The following is a 21515-nucleotide window of genomic DNA, read 5'->3' as shown; positions in this document are numbered from 1 at the left end:
AGGCAGCGCGCACGGCCGATCGGGAAGGCAACGAGCCCACGGACGGGCTCAACGGCATCCAGCCGCATGCAGGGACCAGGGACGGGACCACCGTGATCATCGTGACGCGCCTCAACGGCGGACTCTTCGGGGTGAACCCCGATCTGGTCCAGCGCGTCGAGAGCGCGCCGGACACGATCCTGACGCTCATCGACGGCAGCAAGTACATCGTCGAGGAGTCGATGGCCGAGGTGATCTCCCGCATCACCGAGCACCGGGCGCTGGTGCTGGCCCGGGCCCGGCAGATCGAGACCGAGCGGCAGTCGGTGCACCTCGCGCCGGTGCCGTCGGACGACGAGCCGGAGGGCGGTCCGGACGACGAGCCCGACCCCCGGGGTCCCCACGACGAGGGCCGTGCCCACCTGCGGACGGTGCGCTGATGGATCCCGCAGGTCTGATCGGTCTGGGCGTCGCCCTCGGCACCGTCTTCGTGGTGATGCTCATCGAGGGCACGCCGCCGATGGCCATCGTGCTGCCCGGGCCGCTGCTGCTGGTGTGGGTCACCACGCTGGCGGTCGGCCTGATGGGCCACACGCTGAAGGACGCGATGGGCTCCTTCGCCGCGGTCCCCACCGCGCTGCGCAGCAAGGCGCCGGACCCGTCGGGCACCATCGAGACGCTGGTCAGCCTGGCGGACAAGGCGCGCCGGGAGGGCCTGCTCGCGCTGGAGGACGCGGCGCGCACCATCACCGACCCGTTCCTGCGCTCGGGCCTGCAGTCGGCGATCGACGGCACGGACCCCGAGGACCTGCGGATGATGCTCGAGGACCGGATCGCGTCCAAGCGCCGGCTCGACCGCATGCACGCCAAGTACTTCCACGACATGGCCGGCTACGCGCCGACCATCGGCATCATCGGCACCGTCATCTCCCTGGTGCACGTGCTGCAGAACCTGTCCGACCCGAGCAAGCTCGGCGAGTCGATCGCCTCGGCGTTCGTCGCCACCCTGTGGGGCCTGCTGTCCGCCAACGTCGTGTGGATGCCGCTGGGCAGCCGTATCCGCCGGATGTCCGACCTCGAGTGCGCCCAGATGGAGCTCGCGCTCGAGGGGCTGCTGGCCGTGCAGGCCGGTGCCAACCCCCGGCTGGTCGGCGAGCGGCTGCGCAGCCTGCTGCCCGACGACGCACGTGGCGCCGCCGGCGAGAAGAAGGCGGCATGAGCACCCCGCCGCGGCGTCGGCGCAAGAAGGTCGACGACGACGACCACACCAACGCCGAGCGCTGGGCGGTCAGCTACTCGGACATGATGACCGTGCTGATGGGCCTGTTCATCGTGCTGTTCGCGATCAGCCAGGTGGACCAGCAGAAGTTCACGGCACTGCGCGACTCGCTGGCGACCGGCTTCGGGCAGGGCACGGTGCACAGCTCGGTGCTCGAGTCGAACCCGGGCGTGCTGGACGGCGTCAGCGCCGCGACCAACGCCAACGAGGTGGGCACGGCCGGCCTGGTCACCGCCGACAAGGGTCTGGGCCAGCAGGCGAGCGCCCCGCAAGCGGCGGGGGCCAAGCCGGCCGCCAATTCGCCGACGACGGACCCCAAGCTGCTGCTCGCGGCGCGGGCCGAGGCGGCGCACCTGGAGCAGATCCGCGACGCGATCAAGTCGGAGCTCGGGGCTGTCGGCCTCAGCGACGCGGTGGACTACAAGATCACCGAGCGCGGTCTGATCATCGGCCTGGTCGCCCAGGACGTGTTCTTCGGTCCCGAGTCGGCCCAGCTGACGCCCACCTCCCAGCGGGTGATCGACACCCTCTCGCCCACGCTGCGCGGCATCACCGAGCAGGTGTCCATCGAGGGGCACGCCAACACGCTGCCGGTGTCCGGCTCGGGCAAGTACGCCACCAACTGGGAGCTGTCCTCCGACCGGGCCACGCAGGTGCTGCGCCGGCTGGTCGAGTCCGACGGCATGCCGGCGGACCGGATCATGGCGGTCGGCTTCGGCGACGCCCGCCCGGAGGTGCCGGGTGCCGACGACCAGGCGCTCGCGGCCAACCGGCGGGTGGACCTGGTGGTGCTGTCGAGCGCACCAGACGCGGTCCGCAAGCTGCTGCCGATAGTCGCGGCCGGCGGCTGACCTCGCCGCGCCCCGCCCCACCGAGCCACCCGAACCAGCCACCCCAGCCAGACACCCGAAGGAGGAGCCAGTGCCCACCGAGCAGCGGATCATCTCGCAGAAGATCGGCGCCCCCCGGCCGTCGTCGCCGTCCTCGACCATCGGCTCCCGCACGCCGGCCGAGCCGCCGGCGGAGAAGAAGCCGAAGAAGTCCAAGAAGCTCCTGGTCGTCGTGCTGGTCGTCGTGCTGCTGCTCGGGGCCGGCGCCGGCTACTGGTTCTTCCTGCGGCCCACCGGCGGCACCCCGAAGGCCCACGCGACCCCCACGCCGGTCGCCGGTGAGGTGCTCACGGTCGATGCGATCAGCATCAACCTGGCCGACGGGCACTACCTGCGCCTGGGCATGGGCCTGCAGCTGACCAAGGAGACCAAGACGGCTCCCAACCCGTCCCGCGCTCTCGACCTGGCGATCGCGGAGTTCTCCGGCCACACGGTGGCCGAGGTCTCCGACGCCGCCACGCGAGACAAGATGAAGGCGGAGCTGCTGACCTCCCTGGAGAAGGCCTACAAGGGGGAGGTGATGGACCTCTACCTGACGAACTTCGTCACCCAGTGACGGTCGGCGGCGGCACGGACCGCCGCACCGTCCCGCCGGGCTCCAGCCCGGCGCACCCGGGGCGCCATGGAGGGCGCCGCACCGCCCCGTAGACCTCGTTCGGGCACAGCACCACGAGGCGCCGGCCACGACGGCCGGTGGCGGGGAAGCACCACCAGACGCACGTGAGCGGCTCTCGCACACGTTTCGCTCAGGAAGCCGTGCTGCCCGCCGATGGGCTGCTCGTGACAGCCCCCCAGGCGCCGGAGGCGACCCTCGGCGTGCCCGCGCCCCGGTCCGCACCGGGGCCCACCTCCCGGACGGCGACCGGCCGCGCGCGCAACGCCGAGCCCGAGCTGTACGACTTCCGCCGCCCGATGACCCTCGCCCGCGACCACGGCCGCCGGCTGGAGATGGCGTTCGAGCGGTTCGCCCGCATGTGGGGCACCCAGCTGACCTCCCGCCTGCGCGCCCTGTGCTCCGCCACCTGCGACCGCGTCGAGCTGATGCCGTACGACGAGTACGTCGGCACGCTGCCCGCCCGCACGGCGCTGATGCTGTGCACCGTCGAGCAGACCCGCCAGACGGCGCTGCTGCAGACGCCGGTGGAGACCGTGATGGTCTGGGTGGACTACCTGTTCGGCGGCACCGGGCTCGGTGACGACCGCGAGGGCCGCGAGCTGACCGACATCGAGCTGACCGTGGTCCGCGAGCTGCTCCAGCCCGCGCTGGACGACCTGCGGTACGCCTTCACGACGGTCGCGCCGCTGAGCCTGTCGATGCGAGCGGTCCAGTACAGCCCCCAGTTCGTGCAGGCGGTGCCGGCGAGCGACGCCGTGCTGGTCGCCCGGTTCACGCTGCACACCGGCGAGCGTGCGGACACCGCGACGCTGATGGTCCCGGCGGAGAACCTGCTGGCCGCGATGCGGCTGGCCGAGACGGACGAGACCCGGTCGGAGGACGACCGGCGCGAGGCGGCCCACGCGCGCGCGCAGCTCGAGGTGGCCGTCACGGCGGTCCCGGTGGACCTGGTGGTGCGGTTCGCGCCCGTCACGGTCCGCCCCCCGGAGGTGGTGGGGCTCGCCGTCGGCGACGTCCTGCCGTTGCAGCATCCCGCCACCCGTCCGCTCGACGTGGTCGTCGACGGTGTGGTGCTCGCCCGCGCTGCCGTGGGCAGCCAGGGCTCCCGGCTCGCCTGCCGGGTGGTCGACGTCGAGGAGGAGAACGCATGAACGCCACCACTGTGAGCGACCTGGAGGTGCAGGCGGTCGCGGGTGCGGCGGCGGCGATGGTCCCCTCCACCGTGCCGCTGGTCGCGGTGCCGGCCGCCCCCGGTGACCGGCCGGACCCGGACGCCGTCGCGGTGGTCGCCTCGTTCGTCGGCTCGCCCAGTGCCGAGCTGGTGGTGGTCGCGGAGGCGGTGGTCGCCGAGCTGACCGCGGCCGGTGTCAGCGAGGGCACCCCGGTGGCGCTGACCGATGCGCTGCGCCCCGCGCTCGAGGCCGCGGCCGCCCGGCTCGGCACCGGCGTGCTGGAGTCCGCCCGTACCGACTCCGCGGGCAGCGTGCTGTCCGACGACTCCCAGCTGTTCGCCCTGCAGGCCGCGGGCACCACGCTCGGCTGGTTCGCCGTGCGCGTGCGCGGCGGGCGCGTGCCGGTGGCCGGCGGCGCCTCGGCCGTGCCGACCCCGCGGGCCAGCATGCGCGTGCTCTACGACGTCGACATGACCCTGACGGCGGAGCTGGGCCGGGCTCGCCTGCCGCTGCGCCAGGTGCTGGAGCTGGCCCCCGGCACGGTGCTCGAGCTGGACCGCGCGGCCGGTGCGCCGGCGGACGTGATGATCAACGGCCGCCTGATCGCCCGCGGCGAGGTGGTGGTGGTGGACGAGGAGTACGGCGTCCGGATCACCGAGATCGTGTCCGGCGTGGAGGCCGACCGCTGATGGGCGAGACCCTCCTGGTGCTGCTGCGGGTCGCCGTCTCCCTCGGCGTCGTGATCGCGCTCATCGTGTACGTCGGCCGGCGGATGTCCGCCGGCCGCGCCGCGGAGCGCACGCGCGAGGCGGACGTGCACGTGGTGGGCCGGCAGGGTCTGGGCCGGCACTCCGGCGTCGCGGTGATCGCCGCCGGCGACCGGCGGCTGCTGGTCGGCTTCAGCGACACGTCCGTGCAGCTGCTGACGGAGCTCGGCCCCGTGGCCAGTGCGCCGGTCGGGCTCCCCGGCGAGCGCACGGGCGCCAAGGCGACCAAGCAGGCGGCGGTCCCGACGAGCACGCCTACCGGCGCCGGCGTCCCGGGGGCCCTCGTCGGCGGCGCCGCCGGCCTGCCGGGTGCCGGACCGGCTCTCGGTGCCGTGCCGCACCCGCGTCCCGCGCTCGACGACGCGTCCCACCAGTCCGCGCTGGCCGGGGCGCTGGCCGGTTCCGTGCTGTCCCCGCAGACGTGGCGTGCAGCGGTCCGTGCGCTGCAGGACCGGACGGTCCGCCGGTGATGTTCGCCCCGCGCCGCGGCGCCGGCGCGCGCACCGTGGTCGAGCCGGAGCTGGCGCAGGTCGCCGCCCCGGCGCGCGTGGTGCGTGCGCTGCGGCTGCTGGCGGCGCTGTGCCTGGCCGGCGGCCTGGTGCTGCTGGCCTCGTCGGGCGCGGTCGCAAGTACCCCGGCGCGCATCACGACGGCCGCCGTCGTCGTCCCCGCCGTCGTCGTGCCAGCCGCTGTCGTCCCCGCCGCCGGCCCCACCACGCCGGCCAGCCCGAGCGCGCCGACACCCGCCGCAACCCCGGCCGCCCCCGGCTCGGTGCACGTCAGCGTGAACGGCGTCGACGGCACCCCGAGCAGCTCGATCACGGTGCTGCTCGGCATCACGGTCCTGTCGGTCGCACCGTCGCTGCTGATCATGACCACCAGCTTCACCAAGATCTTCGTCGTCCTGGCGATGACCCGGAACGCGCTCGGCCTGCAGGGTGTGCCGCCCAACCAGGCGATCGCCGGCCTCGCGCTCTTCCTGTCCCTGTTCGTGATGGCGCCGACCATCGGGGACATCAACACCCAGGCGGTGCAGCCCTACCTGCACGGTCAGACGAGCTTCTCCGAGGCGATCGGCGCGGGGGAGAAGCCCCTGGCGACGTTCATGGTGGCGCACACCCGCGAGCAGGACCTGGCGCTGGTGACGCGCGCCGCGCAGCGCCCCAACCCGCAGTCGGCGGCCGACGTGCCGTTCACCACCCTGGCGCCGGCCTTCATGCTCTCCGAGCTGCGGGCCGCGTTCATCATGGGCTTCGTCATCTTCGTGCCGTTCCTGGTGATCGACCTGGTCGTCTCCAGCTCGTTGATGGCGATGGGCATGATGATGCTGCCGCCCGTCATGGTGTCCCTGCCGTTCAAGCTGCTGCTGTTCGTGCTGGTGGACGGTTGGGGCCTGGTGATCAAGGCCCTGCTCGGCTCGTACACGGGGGCCGGCGGATGACCACCGAGGCGGTCCTCGACATCGCGGTGCAGGCCCTGATGGTCGCCGCCAAGCTCTGCGCGCCCGTGCTGGTGACCGCCCTGGTGATCGGGCTGGTCGTGTCCCTGGTGCAGTCGATGACCCAGGTGCAGGAGGTCACGCTCAGCTTCGTGCCCAAGGCGCTGGGCGCCGCGATCGCCCTGGTGGTCACCGGCCACTGGATGATCTCGACGGTCGTCACGTTCACCACCGACCTGTACACGCGGATGCCCGCGCTCGTCGGGCACTGAGCCGGGCACGCAGATGGCCTTCTCCCCGGACCTGGCGGTGGACGTCCCGCTCGACGTCATCGAGACCACGGCGCTCGCGGCCGTGCGGATCACCGCGTTCCTCGTCGTCGCGCCCCCGTTCGCCAACAAGGGCGTGCCCGGTCCGGTGAAGGTGGCGCTGGGCCTGGGCCTGGCGCTGGTGGTGCAGGCCCGGCTGCCGCGGGTGGCGACGACGTCGGTCGCCCCGCTGGTCGGCGACGTGGCGCTGCAGGCGCTGGTGGGGCTGGCCCTCGGGTTTCTGGTCTGGCTCGTGTTCGCCGCCGTGCAGTCCGCCGGGGGGCTGATCGACCTGTTCGGCGGCTTCCAGCTGGCCACCGCCTTCGACCCGATGAACATGGTCAGCGGCGCGACGTTCGCGCGGCTCTACCAGATGCTGGTCGTGGCGCTGCTCGTCGCCTCGGACGCGCACCACGTGATGCTGCTCGGCCTGGTGCGCAGCTTCGACTCCCTGCCGATCGGCATGGGGCTGGCGCCGGCGGCGCTGGCCAAGGCGGCGATCAGCGGGCTGACCGGCATGACGGTGTCGGCGCTGCAGATCGCCGGGCCGCTGGTCGTCGTGCTGTTCCTCGCCGACGTCGGCCTGGGGCTGCTCACCCGCGTGGCACCGGCGCTGAACGCGTTCGCGATGGGCTTCCCGCTGAAGATCCTGCTGACCGTCAGCCTGGGCGGGTACGTGGTGCTGACGCTGCCGGGCGTGCTGGCCGGCCTGTCCGGGACGGCCACCCACCTGATGCAGGGGGTGCAGCCGTGAGCGACGGTCAGGAGCGCAACCAGAAGGCCACCGACCGGCACCTGAAGGACGTGCGCCGCAAGGGTCGCCTCTCCCGGTCGCAGGACCTGTCGGCCTGGGTGGGGGTCGGCGCCGCCGTGGTGATGCTTCCGGGCGTGCTGTCCCGCGGCCGGCAGGCCGGTATGGAGCAGCTCGGCTCGCTGCAGCGGCTCGCCGCGCACCCGGAGCCCGCGCTGGCGGTGACGGCGCTCGAGACGGGGCTGCGGTCGGCCGTGTCGACGCTCGCGCCGCTGCTCGTCGTGGTGGTCGCCGTCACGCTCGTCGTCGCCGCGGCGCAGGGCGGCATCCACGTCCGTTCCCCGAAGCCGCAGGTGGAGCAGTTCAACCCGGTCAACGGCGTGAAGCGGATGGTCGGCCCGCACGCCTGGGGTCAGCTGGCGATGACGCTCGGCAAGTCGGTGGCCGTCGGGCTGGCGCTCTGGATGGCGATCCAGGGGCTGCTGCCGGTGCTGATCGCCTCCGGCCGGCTGCCGCTGTCCCAGCTGCTGCACGAGGCCGGTTCCGGCGTCTCCTCGCTGCTGCGCGCCGGCATCGCCGCCGGCCTGCTGCTCGGCCTGGTGGACGTGGTCACGGTCATCCGCCGCAACCGCAAGCAGACGCGGATGACGATGCGCGAGCTCAAGGAGGAGAACAAGCGCAACGAGGGCGACCCGCAGGTCAAGGCCGCCATCCGCGCCCGTCAGCACCAGATGAGCCGCCAGCGCATGATGCAGGCCGTCCGCGAGGCCGACGTGGTGCTGGTCAACCCGACGCACGTCGCCGTCGCGCTGCGCTACGAGCCCGGCAAGGGCGCGCCGCGCGTGGTGGCCAAGGGCGCGGGGGCGGTCGCCGCGAAGATCCGCGAGAAGGCGACCGAGGAGCACGTGCCGCTGGTCGAGGACATCCCCCTGGCCCGCGCGCTGCACGCCGCGTGCGAGATCGGGGCGGAGATCCCGGAGCACCTGTTCACCGCCGTCGCCCGGGTGCTCGCCTTCGTGATGGCCCTGCGCCGGCGCGGGGCGTCCGCCGGCAAGCACCACGTGCCCGGCGGCTCGACGCTGGCGCCCGACGACCACACCGACCACCGCGCGGTCGCCCGTGCCGCCGCGCGTGCTGCGAGCCGGTCCCGCGCGGGCCGCCCCGCCCCCGCTGCGGATGCCCCCGCGGCACCGGCACCCACGAGCGACGGCCCGGCCGTCGCCACCTCGACCACCCGCTCGACCACCGCAGACTCACCCGCTCGACCGGAGGACGGCCGATGAGAAACAAGGACCTGTCCGCGATGGCCGTGCCGATCGGCGTGGTCGGCATCGTGCTGCTGCTGGTGGTGCCGCTGCCGGCGGCGCTGCTGGACGTGCTGATCGCGGCCAACATCACCGCGGCGCTGGTGATCCTGCTGACCAGCATGTACGTGCGCCGGCCGCTGGACTTCTCGGTGTTCCCGTCGCTGATCCTGGTGTTCACGCTGTTCCGGCTGGGCCTCAACGTGGCGTCGACCCGGCTGGTGCTGCGGGACGGGTACGCCGGTCACGTGATCGACGCGTTCGGCCACTTCGTGGTGGGCGGGTCGCTGGTGATCGGCCTGGTGATCTTCCTGATCCTCGTGGTGATCCAGTTCGTGGTGATCACCAACGGCGCCGGCCGCGTGGCCGAGGTGGGCGCCCGGTTCACGCTCGACGCGATGCCCGGCAAGCAGATGGCGATCGACGCCGACCTCAACTCGGGCCTGATCGACGAGGACACCGCGCGCCGCCGCCGTGCCGACGTCGCCGCCGAGGCCGACTTCTACGGCGCGATGGACGGTGGCTCGAAGTTCGTCAAGGGTGATGCAGTCGCAGGAATCATCATCACGGTGATCAATCTGGTCGGCGGGTTCGTCATCGGCATGGTCCAGATGAAGATGACCATGGGCGACGCCCTGAACCGCTACAGCCTGCTGACCATCGGCGACGGCCTGGTCACCCAGATCCCCGCGCTGCTGCTGTCGGTGTCCACCGGCATCGTCGTCACGCGCGCCAGCGCCGACGCGGACCTGGGCTCCTCCGCCGCCAAGCAGCTGACCCAGTCCAAGACCGCCCTGATGATCGCCGGTGGCGGCGCGGTGGCCCTGGCGCTGCTGCCCGGCATGCCGAAGGTGCCGTTCCTGCTGGTCGGCGGGGTCCTGCTGCTCGTCTCGCAGCGCGCCCGCAGCACCGAGCGGCGCGAGGCAGCGGCGCAGGCGACAGCCAAGCCGGCGGGCCCTGCACCGGAGACGGCGGACACCCCGGAGCAGCTGATCGAGCAGATGCGGGTGCCGACGCTCGAGATCCTCCTGGCGCCGGACCTGGTCGACCTGGTCGGCAGCGGGCCCGAGCGGGACCTGCTGGGCCGGGTGCGGTCGCTGCGCCGCAAGACGGCGATGGACCTCGGCGTCGTCGTCCCGCCGGTGCGCACCCGCGACAGCGTCGACCTGCCGCAGGCCACCTACGTCGTGCGCATCGCCGGTGTCGAGGTGGGCCGCGGGCAGGCGCCGGGCGGACGCGTGCTGGCGCTCGGCGACGACCTCGCCGGCCTGCCGGGATCCGCCGTGGCCGAGCCAGTGTTCGGGCTGCCGGGCAAGTGGGTGCCGGCCGAGCTCCGGCACGCCGCCGAGATGACCGGTGCCACCGTCGTCGACCGCGTGTCCGTCCTCGTCACGCACCTGGGCGAGCTGGTCACCCAGCACGCCGACCGGCTGCTGTCCCGCGAGGACGTGCGCGTGCTCACCGAGGGCGTCAAGCAGGTGAACCCCTCGGTGGTCGAGGAGCTCGTTCCGTCCCTCCTCTCGCTGGGCGAGGTGCAGCGGGTGCTGCAGGGCCTGCTCGCGGAGGGCGTCTCCATCCGCGACCTGTCGCGCATCTACGAGGCGCTCACGCTGCGTGCCCGCGTGTCCACCGACCCGGAGGGTCTGGTCGAGGCCGCCCGTGCGGCGCTCGGTCCCGCGCTGGTCGCGCCGCACTCGCGCGACGGCGTGCTGCGGGTGATCACCCTCGAGCCGGTGCTGGAGCACCAGCTGGTGGAGTCGATCCGTCCGGGCGACCACGGCAGCCAGCTGGTGGTCGATCCCGAGATCCTCGACACGATGCTCGGCCGGCTGCGCGGCGCACTGGCGGAGGCCGAGGCGGAGGGCACCACCGCGGTGCTGGTGTGCGCACCGACCATCCGCCCGGCGCTGCGCCGCCTGGTGTCGCTCGGCCTGCCTCGCCTCGCGGTGCTCAGCTACTCCGAGGTGACCGGCGCCGGCGTCAACGTCGAGACCGTGGGGATGGTGAGCCGTGGGCGAGCGCTTGCTGCTTGAGGGCGCCGACCTGGCCGGCCTGATCGTCCGGGTCCGCGAGGAGCTCGGTCCCGGTGCCCGCATCGTGCGCGCCGAGAAGGTGCGCAGCGGCGGGTTCGGCGGGTTCTTCGCGCGCGAGCGGTACGAGTTGACGATCGACGTGCCGGAGCCCGCGCGGACGCCCCGGCGCCGGTTCACGCGTCCGACGGCGGCCTCGCTCGACGACCTGCTCGAGGCGGCCGACCAGGCGGAACGCACCGGCGCGCCGTTCAGCGCAGCGCCCGTGGGCGCAGCTGGGCCGGGGCAGACCGGTGGCGCGGTGGCGACTCGTCCGGCAGCCGAGGCCGCGGCGCCCGTGGAGCCAGCACCCGTGTCCACAGCCAGTGCCCGCTTCGCGGCCGTGCTCGACCAGGTGCGTGCGCTCGCCGAGGTACCGCCTCCCGCCGAGGTGGAGGTGCCCGCCCCGACCGCGACGGGCGCCCTCGCTGCGCCCGACTCGGCGCCGGCTGCGGGCTTCGCACCACCGTCCGACGACGCCCTGCGCGCAGCGCTGACCGCCGCCGGCGTCCCTGCCGCCCTGCTGACCGCCACGCCGCTGACCCTCGGCGGGGTGCTGGCCCAGCTCCCGCCGTCGCCCGTCCCGCCGCGCCAGTCGGGTCAGGTCCTCGTCCTCGTCGGCCCACCGCTGGACGTCGAGGAGACCGCCGACCTGATCGCGCACCGCTGGGCGCTGCCCCCGCAGGCCGTCGTGAAGTGCGGTCCCGGGGCCATGTCGAGCGCCACGGCCACCTCCCGCTGGCGGGCCACCGCGCCGCGGGAGGACCACCCGTGGATCGTCACCGTGCCGGTGCGCGACGAGCGCCTCGACCGTGAGCAGGCCGCCGCACTGGTCGCCGCCGCCCGGCCGGACCAGGTGTGGGCGGTCGTGGACGGCCGCACCAAGCCGGAGGACACCGGCCACTGGCTGGCGCAGGTCGGCCGCCAACGGCCCGTCGACGCCTTGGCGGTTCGGGGGCTGTTCGACACGCGCGCACCGGGGACGGTGCTGGGTCTGGGCCTGCCGATCGCCCTGGCGGACGGGGTGCCGTCGTCCCCGGTGGTCTGGGCGGCGCTGCTGGGCCAGGACGTGGACGCCGCCCGCGCCTGAGCGCCCGTCGCGGGCCCCGCGGCCCGCGCCGCTAGAACGCCAGCAGCGCCAGGGCGAGCGTCAGAGAGGCCGAGCTGACGGCCAGTGCGGCCAGTGAGTCGGCGCCACGTCGGGAGCGGGATGCCGCGACGGCGGCGATGCCCCACAGACCGAACGCCATGCCGACGTACGTGCCCCAGAAGGGTGCGAGGTGAACGCCTCCGGTGCCCTTCCTCCACGCCTCGGCCACCACGACCTGGAACGCCACGACGGCGAGGCCCACGATCCAGGTCGCACGGAAGGCGCCTCGTCGCTCAGCACCTGTCTCCGTCAGCAGCGTTGGCGATGTCGGCCGTTCTCGGTCCGCTGGCGATCGCCGGTTGCGCACCCACGCCCCAGCCACCGTCGGAGGGTGCCCCGGCCACCTACCGGTACACGTGCTGCCAGAAGACGGACGTCGACCAGGTGCTGCGCCCCGGCGACGTGCTGGTGGTGCACTGGATCGTCGAGACCCTTCCGCCCACGCAGGCGTACCCGCAGGCGCCGGTCACGTTGTCGGCGTCGTTGACCGGCTCGTACCCGGACGTCACGACGCTGAAGAGCTCCGTCGGCGTGGGTGTTCCGTCTCCGCGGCTGACCGCGGCGCCCGTGCAGACGACGAACCGGGCGGGCGGAGCACCGGTCAGCACCATCGCCATCCCGACTGATGCCGCCCCCGGTCTGTACGACCTGAGCACGTCCGTCGAGTCGGGCGGTGGCAGGGCGTCCGGTGAGTCCGTCGTGCGGGTCGAGGCCCGCACTGCGTCCTAGCGGTCTGCGCCGGTTTTGTACATGTCCCGATCGTCCGCGACGCCTGGAGCGCGGTCGCGCGGCAGCCGGGGCCTCACCGCGCCGCAAGATAAGGTCACCGCATGCTGGTGCTGAGCCGTCGGGTGGGCGAGCGCCTCGTCATCGGGGGCGACATCGTCGTCACCGTGATCGAGGTGCGGTCCGACGGTGTGCGGCTCGGGATCGACGCCCCGCGGTCCGTGCGGGTGCACCGCGCGGAGGTGCTCGAGGCGATCCAGTCGGAGAACGAGCAGGCGGTCGCCGCGGACGACGGCACAGAGGCGGCACTGCGCCGCATCATCGCCGCGCCGCCGTCGGCCGCGACGCCCGCCGACCCGGCCGTCCCCGCTGCGCCGGCGGCCCCGGCACCGGCCGTGGACTCCTCAGGAGACGCCCCGCTCGACCGATGAGCCTCCTGTACGGCCGGCGATGGACGCCGGCCCTCCATGAGGAGGCAGGAGCGTGGAGGACGCCGACGACATCGTCCGCGAGTTCCTCGTGGAGAGCTACGAGAACCTGGATCAGCTCGACCAGGACCTGGTGGCCCTCGAGAAGGAGCCCGGTGCGCGGCCGCTGCTGAGCAGCGTGTTCCGCACCATCCACACGATCAAGGGCACCAGCGGCTTCCTGGCGTTCGGCAACCTCGAGCACGTCACGCACGCCGGCGAGAACCTGCTGGTGGAGCTCCGTGACGGCAAGCGGTCGATGGACCAGCCGACCACCGACGTGCTTCTGGCCGTGGTGGACCGCGTCCGCGAGATCCTGCGCACCATCGAGACCGGTGGCGACGAGGGCTCCGTGGCGATCGACGACGTCGTGGCCCGCGTCGAGGCGGTGCTGGCCACCGACCCGGCAGCGGCTGCTGCGACCCTCGACCCCGAGCCGGTGGCGGTCACGACGACGGGCGCCGAGCCGGTCGCCGCGGCGGAGCCCGTCGGCGAGCCCGCGCCGGTCACCACCGCCGTGATCGTCGAGCGCATCGCCGAGACGGTGCCCGCGCCGGCGCCTGCTGCCGTCGTGACCCCTGCCCCCGCCCCCGCGCCAGCCGCGCCCGCGCCGGCGACCCCCGCCGCCGCGGCCGCCGCTCCGGCTCCCGCCGTCCCGACCCCCCGCATCCCGCCGTCGGCCGCGACCGCGGAGACGCCGGACGAGGGCGTCCGCACCATCTCCGACTCCTCGATCCGCGTCGACGTCGAGCTGCTCGACGGCCTGATGCGCGAGGTCGGCGAGCTGGTGCTGGCCCGCAACCAGATCACCCGCCTGGCCTCGGTCGGCGCCGACCTCGACCTGTCCCGCGCCGCCCAGCGCCTCGACGTGATCGCCGGTGAGCTGCAGGAGGGCGTCATGAAGACGCGCATGCAGCCCATCGAGCACATCTGGTCCAAGATGCCGCGCGTCGTGCGCGACCTGGCCGCGTCGTGCGGCCGGGAGGTCGGCCTGGAGATGTCCGGCGGCGACACGGAGCTGGACCGCGGTCTGCTCGAGGCGGTCAAGGACCCGCTGACGCACCTGGTCCGCAACGCGATCGACCACGGGATCGAGCCGGTCGCCGACCGGGTCGCGGCCGGCAAGCCGGCCCAGGGCCTGCTGACGCTGCGCGCCTACCACGCCGGTGGCCTGGTGGTCGTCGAGGTGTCCGACGACGGCCGCGGCATCGACGCGCAGAAGGTGGCCGCCAGCGCCCTCCGCAAGGGTCTGCGCACCGCCGAGCAGCTCGCCGCGGCGACGCCGGCGGACCTGATGCAGCTGCTGTTCCTGCCGGGCTTCTCCACGGCGGAGCAGGTCACCAACGTGTCCGGCCGCGGTGTCGGCATGGACGTGGTCCGCACCAAGATCGAGTCGGTGGGCGGGTCGGTGGACGTCGAGTCCAAGCCCGGCATCGGCACGACGTGGCGGCTGCGCATCCCGCTGACCCTGGCGATCATGCCGGCGCTGACGGTCGAGTGCGGCGAGGAGCGGTTCGCCGTCCCGCAGGTGAACCTGCTGGAGCTGGTCGCGGTGGACGACCGCAACGCCACCTCGATCGAGTACGTGCACTCGGCCCCGGTGTACCGGCTGCGCGGCGACCTGCTGCCGCTGGTGTCGCTGGCGCACGTCCTGGACGGCACGACGCAGGCCGACGGGTCCGCGCCGGTGCTCAGCGTGGCGCCGGGCAGCTCCGCGGTGATCGCGGTGGTCGCGTCCGACGACGTGCGGTTCGGCCTGGTGGTCGACCGCGTGCTGGACACCGAGGAGATCGTGGTCAAGGCCCTGTCGCCGCGGCTGAAGTCGATCGGCACGTACTCCGGCGCCACGGTGCTGGGTGACGGCCGGGTCGCGCTGATCCTCGACGTGCAGGGGCTGGCGCGGCGGGCGCTGGTCGGGGAGCCGGAGAGCGGCCTCGGCCGTACCCGGTCCACCGCCGCCGCGGCCGGCGCCTCCACCGCCCGCCAGGTGCTGGTCGCCGGCATCGGCGGCGGACGACGCGTCGCGATGCCGCTGGCCTCGGTCACCCGCCTGGAGCAGATCCCGGCCTCGCTGGTCGAGCTGGTGGGCGGCCGCGAGGTGGTGCAGTACCGCGGCGCGATCCTGCCGCTGGTCCGCCTCGACCGGCTGCTCGGCGCGATGGGCGGATTCGACGAGGAGACGCTGCAGGTCGTGGTGCACAGCCAGGACGGCCGCGGGGTCGGCCTGGTGGTCGAGTCGATCGTCGACATCCTGGCCGACGACGACTCGCTGCACAGCGACCTGGACGACATGGGGCTGGTCGGCTCGGCGGTGCTCGGCGGCAAGGTGACCGAGCTGCTCGACGTCCGCTCGGCGATCCTCGCCGCCGACCCGGCCTTCTTCGACGCGACGACGTTCGACGACGCGCCGCACGACCGCGACCTGGTGGGGGTGGCCCGATGACCCAGCTGGTGACGTTCCGTCTGGGCGGTGCGCTGTACGGGGTGGACGTGACGCAGGTGCAGGAGGTGCTGCACCAGCAGCAGCGCACCCGCGTGCCGCTCGCCCCCCGCACCGTGGCCGGCCTGGTGAACCTGCGTGGTCAGGTGGTGCTCGCGGTCGACCTGCGGGCCCGGCTCGCGCTGCCCGACCGCGCCGAGGGCGACGACCCGATGATGGTCGTGGTCCGGGTGGGCGGCGAGACGGTGTCGCTGCTCGTGGACCACGTCGGCGAGGTGGTCACCGTCGGGTCGGAGACGTTCGAGGAGCCGCCGGACACGCTGCCCCGCGTCATGCGGTCGGTGGTGCTCGGCGCGCACAAGCTGGACCACGACCTGCTGCTGGTGCTCGACGTCGACGAGGCGGTCGCCGCCTGACGACGCGGGGACGGCGTCCTGGACGGCCGTCCGATCCACCCCGCCCGGCGGCTCACGAGCGTCCCGGTCCGGCCGATGGGTGGGACGAGTGACACGGATGTCCACGTCTCCATGAAGGAGCACCTCACATGAGCACCACCGCACGGGCGGCCCGCCGGTCCCTGACCAAGCGGCTGTTCTCCGACTCCTCGATCGCCGTGAAGATCGGGCTGTGCCTCGCGCTGCTGGTGCTCGTCGCGGCGGGGCTGACCGGCCTGTCGGTGCAGCGGATGGACTCCCTGAACGCCGGCTCGGAGCAGCTCTACGACCAGACGAGCCTGCCGATGCAGCAGATCATCATGATCGAGCGGGAGTTCGGCGGTGACCGCGGACGCGTGGGCCTGGTGCCGGCGCTCGGCAGCGTGGACCTGACCAACCAGGTGACCGAGCTCGGGGGCCGGTTCCGGGACATGCAGTCGTACCTCGACAAGTACGCGCCGATGGCGTCGAGCCAGGAGAGCATCCAGTCGATCCGTACCGAGATGACGACGTACGAGAACGACGCCCAGAAGATGTTCGACATGGTCGGCGCCGGTGACATCGCCGGTGCCGCCGTCTACACCCAGAACACCCTGACCAAGCAGGCGTCGACCACCAACGACGCGATCGCGGCCGAGGCGGACGCCCTCGCGAAGAAGGCCAAGGCGCTGCACGAGACGGGCGTGGCCCAGTCGTCGTCCTCCATCCGGTTCATGTGGATCCTGCTGGTCGTGGCGTCGGTCGCCTCGATCGCGCTCGGCTTCTCCGTGCTGCGCGGCGTGCTGAAGAAGGTGAACGCGGTGAAGGCCGGTCTCGAGGCGATGGCGGCCGGTGACCTGACCAAGGAGCTCCGTCTCGACTCGCGTGACGAGGTGGGCCGGATGGCGGCGGCCCTGACGTCGGCGCAGGGGTCGTTGCGGGGGACGTTGAGCGTGGTGGCCGAGACGGCGGCTGCGGTGGCGGCGGCGGCGGAGGAGCTGTCGGCGGCGTCGGGTCAGGTGGCGTCGGGGTCGGAGGAGACGTCGGTGCAGGCGGGGGTGGTGGCGGCGGCGGCGGAGCAGGTGAGCCGCAACGTGCAGGCGGTCGCGGCCGGTGCCGAGCAGATGGGGGCCTCGATCCGGGAGATCGCGCAGAGCGCGACGGAGGCGGCGAAGGTCGCTTCGCAGGCGACGGGGGTGGCGGCGGCGGCGAACGAGTCGGTGGGTCGCCTGGGGGAGTCCAGTGCGGAGATCGGCAACGTGGTCAAGCTGATCACGAGCATCGCGGAGCAGACGAACCTGTTGGCGTTGAACGCGACGATCGAGGCGGCCCGGGCTGGTGAGGCGGGCAAGGGGTTCGCGGTGGTGGCCGGGGAGGTCAAGGACCTGGCCCGGGAGACGGCCAAGGCGACGGAGGACATCGCTCGTCGGGTGGAGACGATCCAGGCGGACACGGCGGGGGCGGTGACCTCGATCGGGCAGATCGGGTCGATCGTGGCGGCGATCAACGATCACCAGATGACGATCGCGTCGGCGGTGGAGGAGCAGACCGCCACGACCAACGAGATGTCCCGGGGGGTGACCGAGGCTGCGACGGGGTCGGGGGAGATCGCGCAGAACATCACCGCGGTCGCCTCCGCGGCGTCCACGTCCTCCCAGGTGCTGGGGCAGATGGGCGACTCCGTCGCCGAGCTGGCCCGCCTCTCCGCCGACCTGCGCACCCGAGTCGCCGCGTTCACCGTCTGACCCCGATCCGTCCGCACCGGCCTGCCGCCCCCACACCGGGCCGGTGCGGACCCGGCATCCCATGTCCACCCGTCCCGATCCCCACGCACCCGGAGGCCTCGATGACCGCGATCCGCGTCCTCGTCGTCGACGACTCCGTCGTCGTGCGACGGCTCGTCACCGACGCCCTCGCCGCCGACCCCCGGGTCGAGGTGGTCGGCACGGCGTCGGACGGCCGTCGAGCCCTGGCCCGCGTCGAGCAGCTGAAGCCCGACGTGGTGACCATGGACGTCGAGATGCCGGACATGAACGGCATCGAGGCGGTCCGCGCGCTGCGCACGTCCGGCTCGCGCGTGCCGATCATCATGTTCTCCACGCTGACCGAGCGCGGGGCGGCGGCCACGCTGGACGCCCTGGTCGCGGGCGCCAGCGACTACGTGACCAAGCCGTCGAACATGGGCTCGGTCCAGGAGTCCATCGCCCGGGTCGCCGAGGAGCTGATCCCCAAGATCCTGGTGCTGGCCGGCGGTCCCGGAGCAGCCGGCCGCGGTCACCTCGGTGCCCGCCCCGCTGCCGGCGGGCCCGGTGGGCCCGGCCTGCGGACGCCCGGCGGGTACGCCCCGACCGCGGCGCCCGGCGGCCAGGCCCTCGGTGGGTTCGCTACCCGTGCCGCCGGTTTCGGGCCCGCGCGGACGGCGCCCGGGACGGTGCCGGCCCGCGCCGCGAGCCCGGCGCCACCTGCCCCGCACCCGGTGCGGATGGTGGTGGTCGGCTCGTCGACGGGCGGTCCGCAGGCGCTGTCCACCCTGGTCACGGCGCTGACCGCGCCGCCGCGGGTGCCGGTGGTGGTGGTCCAGCACATGCCGCCGGTGTTCACCCACCAGCTCGCGGCGCGGCTCGACCGGCTCGGTCCCGCCCGCGTCAGCGAGGCGGTGGACGGCGAGGAGCTGCGGCCCGGCCACGTCTACATCGCTCCCGGCGGCGAGCACCTGCTGGTGCGCAACGTCCGCGGCACGCTGCGTGCGGTGCTCGACCAGGGCCCACCGGTGAACTTCTGCAAGCCGTCGGTCGACGTGATGTTCGACTCCGCCGTGGAGGCCGTCGGCGGTGACCTGGTGTGCGCGGTGCTCACCGGCATGGGCTCCGACGGCCGCAACGGCGCCGGCAAGATCGTCGCCGCCGGCGGCACCGTGCTCGCCCAGGACGAGGCGACCAGCGTCGTCTGGGGCATGCCCGGCGCCGTCACCACGTCCGGCTTCGCGCACCGCGTCCTGCCGCTCGACGACGTCCCCGGCGCCATCGAGGCCGCCGTCGCCGCCGCCGTCGGCGCCCCCCAGCCCGCCGCACACCTCACGGGAGGGGTCCGATGACGCTCGCCGCCGACACGTTCGCCTACGTCGCCGACCTGGTGCGGCAGCGCAGCGCCATCAGCCTCGAGCCGGGCAAGGAGTACCTGGTCGAGAGCCGCCTCGCGCCCCTCGCGCGCGAGCGCGGGATGGACGTCGACGCCTACGTCCGTGCGCTGCGCGCCCAACCCCGCGAGACCGAGCTGATGGGCGTGGTCGAGGCGCTGACCACCAACGAGACGTCGTGGTTCCGCGACCAGACGCCGTTCACGGCGCTGTCCCAGCACGTCGTCCCCGCCCTGCGCGCGCACCTGGGCCGGCTGGACAGCCTGCGGGTGTGGTCCGCCGCGTGCTCCACCGGGCAGGAGCCGTACTCCATCGCCATGGTGCTGGACGGCATCCTGGACGTCGGCACCGCCCTGTCGATCACCGCCACCGACCTGTCGGAGCAGGTGCTCGCACGCGCCCGCGCCGGCACGTACACGCAGCTGGAGATCAACCGCGGACTGCCGGCACCGATGCTGGTGCGCCACTTCCAGCGAGCCGGTGCGCACTGGCAGGTGTCCGACCCGCTGCGCAAGGTGATCACCTTCCGCCGGCACAACCTGCTGGACCCGGCACCGGCCGGCGGTCCGTTCGACGTCGTCTTCCTCCGCAACGTCCTCATCTACTTCGACCTGGCCGTCAAGCGCGCCGTGCTCGACCGGGTGCTGCGCGCCATGCGACCCGGCGGGTACCTGGTGCTCGGCGCCGCGGAGACGACCCTCGGCGTGCACGACGGGTTCGAGCGGGTCGAGGCCGGTCGTGCCTGCCTGCACCGCGCCATCGGCCGTCCGCTCACCGCCACCCTCCCCACCGAGACCGCCCGGCGGCTCGCCGGCACCATCCCGCACCCGCTCAGCGTGGCGGACCGCACTCGCGCCGCCATCCCGACGTTCAGAGGAGTCGCACCGTGAGAGCCCTGGTCATCGACGACTCGCGCACCATGCGGCGCATCGTCCGAGCCACGCTGGCGGCGTTCGGGTACGAGGTGCACGAGGCCGAGCACGGCCAGGCCGCGCTCGACCTCCTCGAGGGTGGCCTCGAGGTGGACCTCGCCTGCGTCGACTGGAACATGCCCGTGCTGGACGGCCTGCAGTTCGTCACCCGCGTGCGAGCCAACCCGCTGTGGCGGGCCGTCACGCTGGTGATGGTCACCACCGAGTCGGAGCACTCGCAGATCGTCCGGGCGCTGGCCGCCGGCGCGCACGAGTACGTCATCAAGCCCTTCACCGCGGACGCGCTGCGGGAGAAGCTCGAGCTGCTCGGCCTGGTGCCGGAGCCCGTCGCCGCCGGAGGCATGGCATGAGCGCGATCGCGCACGACGAGGTCCAGGCGATCGCCCAGGAGGTGTTCGCCGCGATGATCGACGGCGAGCCGGAGTCCCTGGTGCCGTGGCCGGACGCCGGCACCGGCTCGGACGCGGTGGTCGCCTGGGTGGACGTGCACGGGCCCTGGCTCGGCCGCGCGTCGCTCGAGACGAGCACGCCCGCGGCCCACGAGCTGGCCCGCGCGCTGCTGTCGATGGAGGCGGACGAGACAGTGCCCCGCGAGGACGTGGTGGACGCGCTCGGCGAGCTCGCCAACGTCGTCGGCGGCAACGTCAAGGCCCTGCTGCCGGAGCACGGCACGTTGGGGCTGCCCAAGGTGGCGGACCGGTTGCCTGACGGGCAGCTGGCCGCCGCGGTCCAGCGGGTGCCGCTCGCGTGGCGGGGTCACCCGTTCGTCGTCACTGTGTGGGAGGTGGCCGAGCCGACGGGCTCGGTGCGAGAGGGGGAGCGATGATCAGGGTGCTGGTGGCCGACGACAGCCGCGTGATGCGACAGATCGTCATCCGCACGCTGCGCCAGGCCGGTTACGACTGGGAGGTCCGCGAGGCGGCGGACGGTGCGCAGGCGCTGGAGGAGATCCGTGCGGACGAGCCCGACGTGGTGCTGTCCGACTGGAACATGCCCGAGATGACGGGGATCGAGCTGCTCCGGCGGCTGCGGCAGGAGGGGTTCGGCACGCCGTTCGGGTTCGTCACGTCGGAGGGCTCGCCGGACATGCGCGAGAAGGCCGAGGCGGCCGGCGCGCTGTTCCTCATCGCCAAGCCGTTCACCCCGGAGTCGTTCCGCGAGGTCATCGACCCGGTGCTGGCATGAGCGACACAACGCTGCCGTCTGCGCAGGAGTTCCGCGAGCTGGTCGAGGGCCTGCTGGGCCGCGACGTCCAGGTGCTGACCGGCGGCCGGATCATCGACCCGGCCGAGCCCGGCGGCGCCATGGTCGGCGCGTACGTCGACCGGCTGCTGCACCTGCGGGCCCTCGTGGTGCTCGACCTGGCGTTCGCCGCCCGCTGCGGTGCCGCGATCGGCCTGGTGCCCAACCGCATCTCGGAGGGTGACGTCGCCGCCCTCGAGCTGTCGGACACCCTGGCCGAGAACGCCGCCGAGGTGCTCAACGTGACCGCGTCGCTGTTCAACACGGGGGACGGACCGCACCTGCGCCTGGACGGCGTGGCCGAGCCGGGTCAGCCCCTGCCGCACGACCTCGCGCGGTGGGTCAAGGCCTACGTGCCCCGCCTCGACCTGACGGTGGACATCGCCGGCTACGGCGAGGGTGCGGTCTCCATCCTGCTGATCCCCTGACGGGTCCC

25 protein-coding genes are annotated in these 21515 nt (G+C 73.5%); 24 read left to right on the top strand and 1 reads right to left on the bottom strand.

Annotation, left to right across the window (positions count from 1 at the left end; genetic code table 11):
- Positions 1-92 precede the first annotated feature (92 nt).
- The 13 genes from QMF98_RS14600 to QMF98_RS14540 all read left to right on the top strand — a co-directional run bounded on the left by QMF98_RS14600 (position 93) and on the right by QMF98_RS14540 (position 11663).
- Positions 93-419, top strand: a complete 327-nt coding sequence (locus QMF98_RS14600; protein WP_337973661.1) for a flagellar FlbD family protein — start codon at positions 93-95, stop codon at positions 417-419.
- On the top strand, positions 419-1198 hold the full coding sequence (locus tag QMF98_RS14595) for a motility protein A (RefSeq protein ID WP_263732622.1): 780 nt from the start codon (positions 419-421) through the stop codon (positions 1196-1198). Before QMF98_RS14600 ends, QMF98_RS14595 begins: the two co-directional genes overlap by 1 nt.
- Positions 1195-2109, top strand: coding sequence for an OmpA/MotB family protein (locus QMF98_RS14590; protein WP_337973660.1), 915 nt, complete (start codon positions 1195-1197; stop codon positions 2107-2109). Before QMF98_RS14595 ends, QMF98_RS14590 begins: the two co-directional genes overlap by 4 nt.
- 70 nt (positions 2110-2179) lie before the next feature.
- On the top strand, positions 2180-2704 hold the full coding sequence (locus tag QMF98_RS14585) for a flagellar basal body-associated FliL family protein (protein ID WP_337973659.1): 525 nt from the start codon (positions 2180-2182) through the stop codon (positions 2702-2704).
- Positions 2705-2928: 224 nt separating this feature from the next.
- Positions 2929-3915, top strand: a complete 987-nt coding sequence (locus tag QMF98_RS14580) for a flagellar motor switch protein FliM (RefSeq protein WP_337973658.1) — start codon at positions 2929-2931, stop codon at positions 3913-3915.
- Positions 3912-4625, top strand: a complete 714-nt coding sequence (gene fliN / locus QMF98_RS14575) for a flagellar motor switch protein FliN (RefSeq protein ID WP_337973657.1) — start codon at positions 3912-3914, stop codon at positions 4623-4625. Before QMF98_RS14580 ends, fliN begins: the two co-directional genes overlap by 4 nt.
- Positions 4625-5173, top strand: a complete 549-nt coding sequence (locus tag QMF98_RS14570; RefSeq protein WP_337973656.1) for a flagellar biosynthetic protein FliO — start codon at positions 4625-4627, stop codon at positions 5171-5173. Before fliN ends, QMF98_RS14570 begins: the two co-directional genes overlap by 1 nt.
- Positions 5173-6144 (top strand): flagellar type III secretion system pore protein FliP, encoded by a 972-nt coding sequence (fliP, locus tag QMF98_RS14565; protein WP_337975647.1) that lies wholly within the window; start codon positions 5173-5175, stop codon positions 6142-6144. The genes QMF98_RS14570 and fliP overlap by 1 nt, the downstream gene beginning before the upstream one ends.
- Positions 6141-6413, top strand: coding sequence for a flagellar biosynthetic protein FliQ (locus QMF98_RS14560; protein ID WP_337973655.1), 273 nt, complete (start codon positions 6141-6143; stop codon positions 6411-6413). The genes fliP and QMF98_RS14560 overlap by 4 nt, the downstream gene beginning before the upstream one ends.
- A gap of 13 nt (positions 6414-6426) precedes the next feature.
- Positions 6427-7203: a flagellar biosynthetic protein FliR gene (locus QMF98_RS14555; protein WP_337973654.1), complete on the top strand. Its 777-nt coding sequence runs from the start codon at positions 6427-6429 to the stop codon at positions 7201-7203.
- Complete coding sequence (locus tag QMF98_RS14550; RefSeq protein WP_337973653.1) at positions 7200-8483, top strand: EscU/YscU/HrcU family type III secretion system export apparatus switch protein; 1284 nt, start codon at positions 7200-7202, stop codon at positions 8481-8483. Before QMF98_RS14555 ends, QMF98_RS14550 begins: the two co-directional genes overlap by 4 nt.
- A complete protein-coding gene (gene flhA, locus QMF98_RS14545; RefSeq protein WP_337973652.1) occupies positions 8480-10537 on the top strand; it encodes a flagellar biosynthesis protein FlhA in 2058 nt (685 codons plus the stop codon). Before QMF98_RS14550 ends, flhA begins: the two co-directional genes overlap by 4 nt.
- Positions 10515-11663 carry a hypothetical protein gene (locus QMF98_RS14540; RefSeq protein WP_337973651.1) on the top strand — a complete coding sequence of 383 codons (1149 nt, stop codon included), beginning with the start codon at positions 10515-10517 and terminating at the stop codon, positions 11661-11663. Before flhA ends, QMF98_RS14540 begins: the two co-directional genes overlap by 23 nt.
- Positions 11664-11694: 31 nt before the next feature.
- Here the strand turns inward: QMF98_RS14540 and QMF98_RS14535 are convergent, their stop codons facing one another.
- On the bottom strand, positions 11695-11925 hold the full coding sequence (locus QMF98_RS14535; protein ID WP_337973650.1) for a hypothetical protein: 231 nt from the start codon (positions 11923-11925) through the stop codon (positions 11695-11697).
- A 62-nt stretch (positions 11926-11987) separates the two neighbouring features.
- On the opposite strand from QMF98_RS14535, the gene QMF98_RS14530 reads away from it, so the two are divergent.
- From QMF98_RS14530 to QMF98_RS14480, 11 genes are all read left to right on the top strand, one after another.
- A complete protein-coding gene (locus QMF98_RS14530) occupies positions 11988-12452 on the top strand; it encodes a hypothetical protein (protein ID WP_337973649.1) in 465 nt (154 codons plus the stop codon).
- A 101-nt stretch (positions 12453-12553) separates the two neighbouring features.
- Positions 12554-12880 carry a carbon storage regulator CsrA gene (gene csrA, locus QMF98_RS14525; protein WP_337973648.1) on the top strand — a complete coding sequence of 109 codons (327 nt, stop codon included), beginning with the start codon at positions 12554-12556 and terminating at the stop codon, positions 12878-12880.
- A gap of 52 nt (positions 12881-12932) precedes the next feature.
- Positions 12933-15359, top strand: coding sequence for a chemotaxis protein CheA (locus QMF98_RS14520; protein ID WP_337973647.1), 2427 nt, complete (start codon positions 12933-12935; stop codon positions 15357-15359).
- Complete coding sequence (locus QMF98_RS14515; RefSeq protein WP_263732604.1) at positions 15356-15772, top strand: chemotaxis protein CheW; 417 nt, start codon at positions 15356-15358, stop codon at positions 15770-15772. The genes QMF98_RS14520 and QMF98_RS14515 overlap by 4 nt, the downstream gene beginning before the upstream one ends.
- Positions 15773-15900: 128 nt before the next feature.
- Positions 15901-17514, top strand: a complete 1614-nt coding sequence (locus tag QMF98_RS14510; protein WP_337973646.1) for a methyl-accepting chemotaxis protein — start codon at positions 15901-15903, stop codon at positions 17512-17514.
- A gap of 101 nt (positions 17515-17615) precedes the next feature.
- Positions 17616-18863, top strand: coding sequence for a chemotaxis-specific protein-glutamate methyltransferase CheB (cheB, locus tag QMF98_RS14505; protein ID WP_337973645.1), 1248 nt, complete (start codon positions 17616-17618; stop codon positions 18861-18863).
- A complete protein-coding gene (locus QMF98_RS14500) occupies positions 18860-19795 on the top strand; it encodes a CheR family methyltransferase (RefSeq protein WP_337973644.1) in 936 nt (311 codons plus the stop codon). Before cheB ends, QMF98_RS14500 begins: the two co-directional genes overlap by 4 nt.
- Positions 19792-20187, top strand: coding sequence for a response regulator (locus tag QMF98_RS14495; RefSeq protein ID WP_337973643.1), 396 nt, complete (start codon positions 19792-19794; stop codon positions 20185-20187). The genes QMF98_RS14500 and QMF98_RS14495 overlap by 4 nt, the downstream gene beginning before the upstream one ends.
- Positions 20184-20663, top strand: a complete 480-nt coding sequence (locus QMF98_RS14490; RefSeq protein WP_337973642.1) for a chemotaxis protein CheX — start codon at positions 20184-20186, stop codon at positions 20661-20663. The genes QMF98_RS14495 and QMF98_RS14490 overlap by 4 nt, the downstream gene beginning before the upstream one ends.
- Complete coding sequence (locus tag QMF98_RS14485) at positions 20660-21022, top strand: response regulator (protein ID WP_337973641.1); 363 nt, start codon at positions 20660-20662, stop codon at positions 21020-21022. Before QMF98_RS14490 ends, QMF98_RS14485 begins: the two co-directional genes overlap by 4 nt.
- Positions 21019-21507: a hypothetical protein gene (locus tag QMF98_RS14480; protein ID WP_337973640.1), complete on the top strand. Its 489-nt coding sequence runs from the start codon at positions 21019-21021 to the stop codon at positions 21505-21507. The genes QMF98_RS14485 and QMF98_RS14480 overlap by 4 nt, the downstream gene beginning before the upstream one ends.
- The last annotated feature ends 8 nt before the right edge of the window (positions 21508-21515 follow it).

This window comes from Cellulomonas sp. NTE-D12 (genome assembly GCF_027923705.1).
GTDB lineage: Bacteria > Actinomycetota > Actinomycetes > Actinomycetales > Cellulomonadaceae > Cellulomonas.
This window is presented reverse-complemented; position numbering and strand designations above follow the sequence as displayed.

What these genes read in the sequence shown, in the direction of transcription:
- QMF98_RS14480 (WP_337973640.1), top strand. Translation starts at nt 21,019, where the DNA reads ATGAGCGACACAACGCTGCCGTCTGCGCAGGAGTTCCGCGAGCTGGTC.
- cheB (WP_337973645.1), top strand. Translation starts at nt 17,616, where the DNA reads ATGACCGCGATCCGCGTCCTCGTCGTCGACGACTCCGTCGTCGTGCGA.
- fliP (WP_337975647.1), top strand. Translation starts at nt 5,173, where the DNA reads ATGTTCGCCCCGCGCCGCGGCGCCGGCGCGCGCACCGTGGTCGAGCCG.
- flhA (WP_337973652.1), top strand. Translation starts at nt 8,480, where the DNA reads ATGAGAAACAAGGACCTGTCCGCGATGGCCGTGCCGATCGGCGTGGTC.
- fliN (WP_337973657.1), top strand. Translation starts at nt 3,912, where the DNA reads ATGAACGCCACCACTGTGAGCGACCTGGAGGTGCAGGCGGTCGCGGGT.
- QMF98_RS14590 (WP_337973660.1), top strand. Translation starts at nt 1,195, where the DNA reads ATGAGCACCCCGCCGCGGCGTCGGCGCAAGAAGGTCGACGACGACGAC.
- QMF98_RS14490 (WP_337973642.1), top strand. Translation starts at nt 20,184, where the DNA reads ATGAGCGCGATCGCGCACGACGAGGTCCAGGCGATCGCCCAGGAGGTG.
- QMF98_RS14485 (WP_337973641.1), top strand. Translation starts at nt 20,660, where the DNA reads ATGATCAGGGTGCTGGTGGCCGACGACAGCCGCGTGATGCGACAGATC.
- QMF98_RS14560 (WP_337973655.1), top strand. Translation starts at nt 6,141, where the DNA reads ATGACCACCGAGGCGGTCCTCGACATCGCGGTGCAGGCCCTGATGGTC.
- QMF98_RS14510 (WP_337973646.1), top strand. Translation starts at nt 15,901, where the DNA reads ATGAGCACCACCGCACGGGCGGCCCGCCGGTCCCTGACCAAGCGGCTG.
- QMF98_RS14555 (WP_337973654.1), top strand. Translation starts at nt 6,427, where the DNA reads ATGGCCTTCTCCCCGGACCTGGCGGTGGACGTCCCGCTCGACGTCATC.
- QMF98_RS14500 (WP_337973644.1), top strand. Translation starts at nt 18,860, where the DNA reads ATGACGCTCGCCGCCGACACGTTCGCCTACGTCGCCGACCTGGTGCGG.
- QMF98_RS14530 (WP_337973649.1), top strand. Translation starts at nt 11,988, where the DNA reads ATGTCGGCCGTTCTCGGTCCGCTGGCGATCGCCGGTTGCGCACCCACG.
- QMF98_RS14570 (WP_337973656.1), top strand. Translation starts at nt 4,625, where the DNA reads ATGGGCGAGACCCTCCTGGTGCTGCTGCGGGTCGCCGTCTCCCTCGGC.
- csrA (WP_337973648.1), top strand. Translation starts at nt 12,554, where the DNA reads ATGCTGGTGCTGAGCCGTCGGGTGGGCGAGCGCCTCGTCATCGGGGGC.
- QMF98_RS14595 (WP_263732622.1), top strand. Translation starts at nt 419, where the DNA reads ATGGATCCCGCAGGTCTGATCGGTCTGGGCGTCGCCCTCGGCACCGTC.
- QMF98_RS14515 (WP_263732604.1), top strand. Translation starts at nt 15,356, where the DNA reads ATGACCCAGCTGGTGACGTTCCGTCTGGGCGGTGCGCTGTACGGGGTG.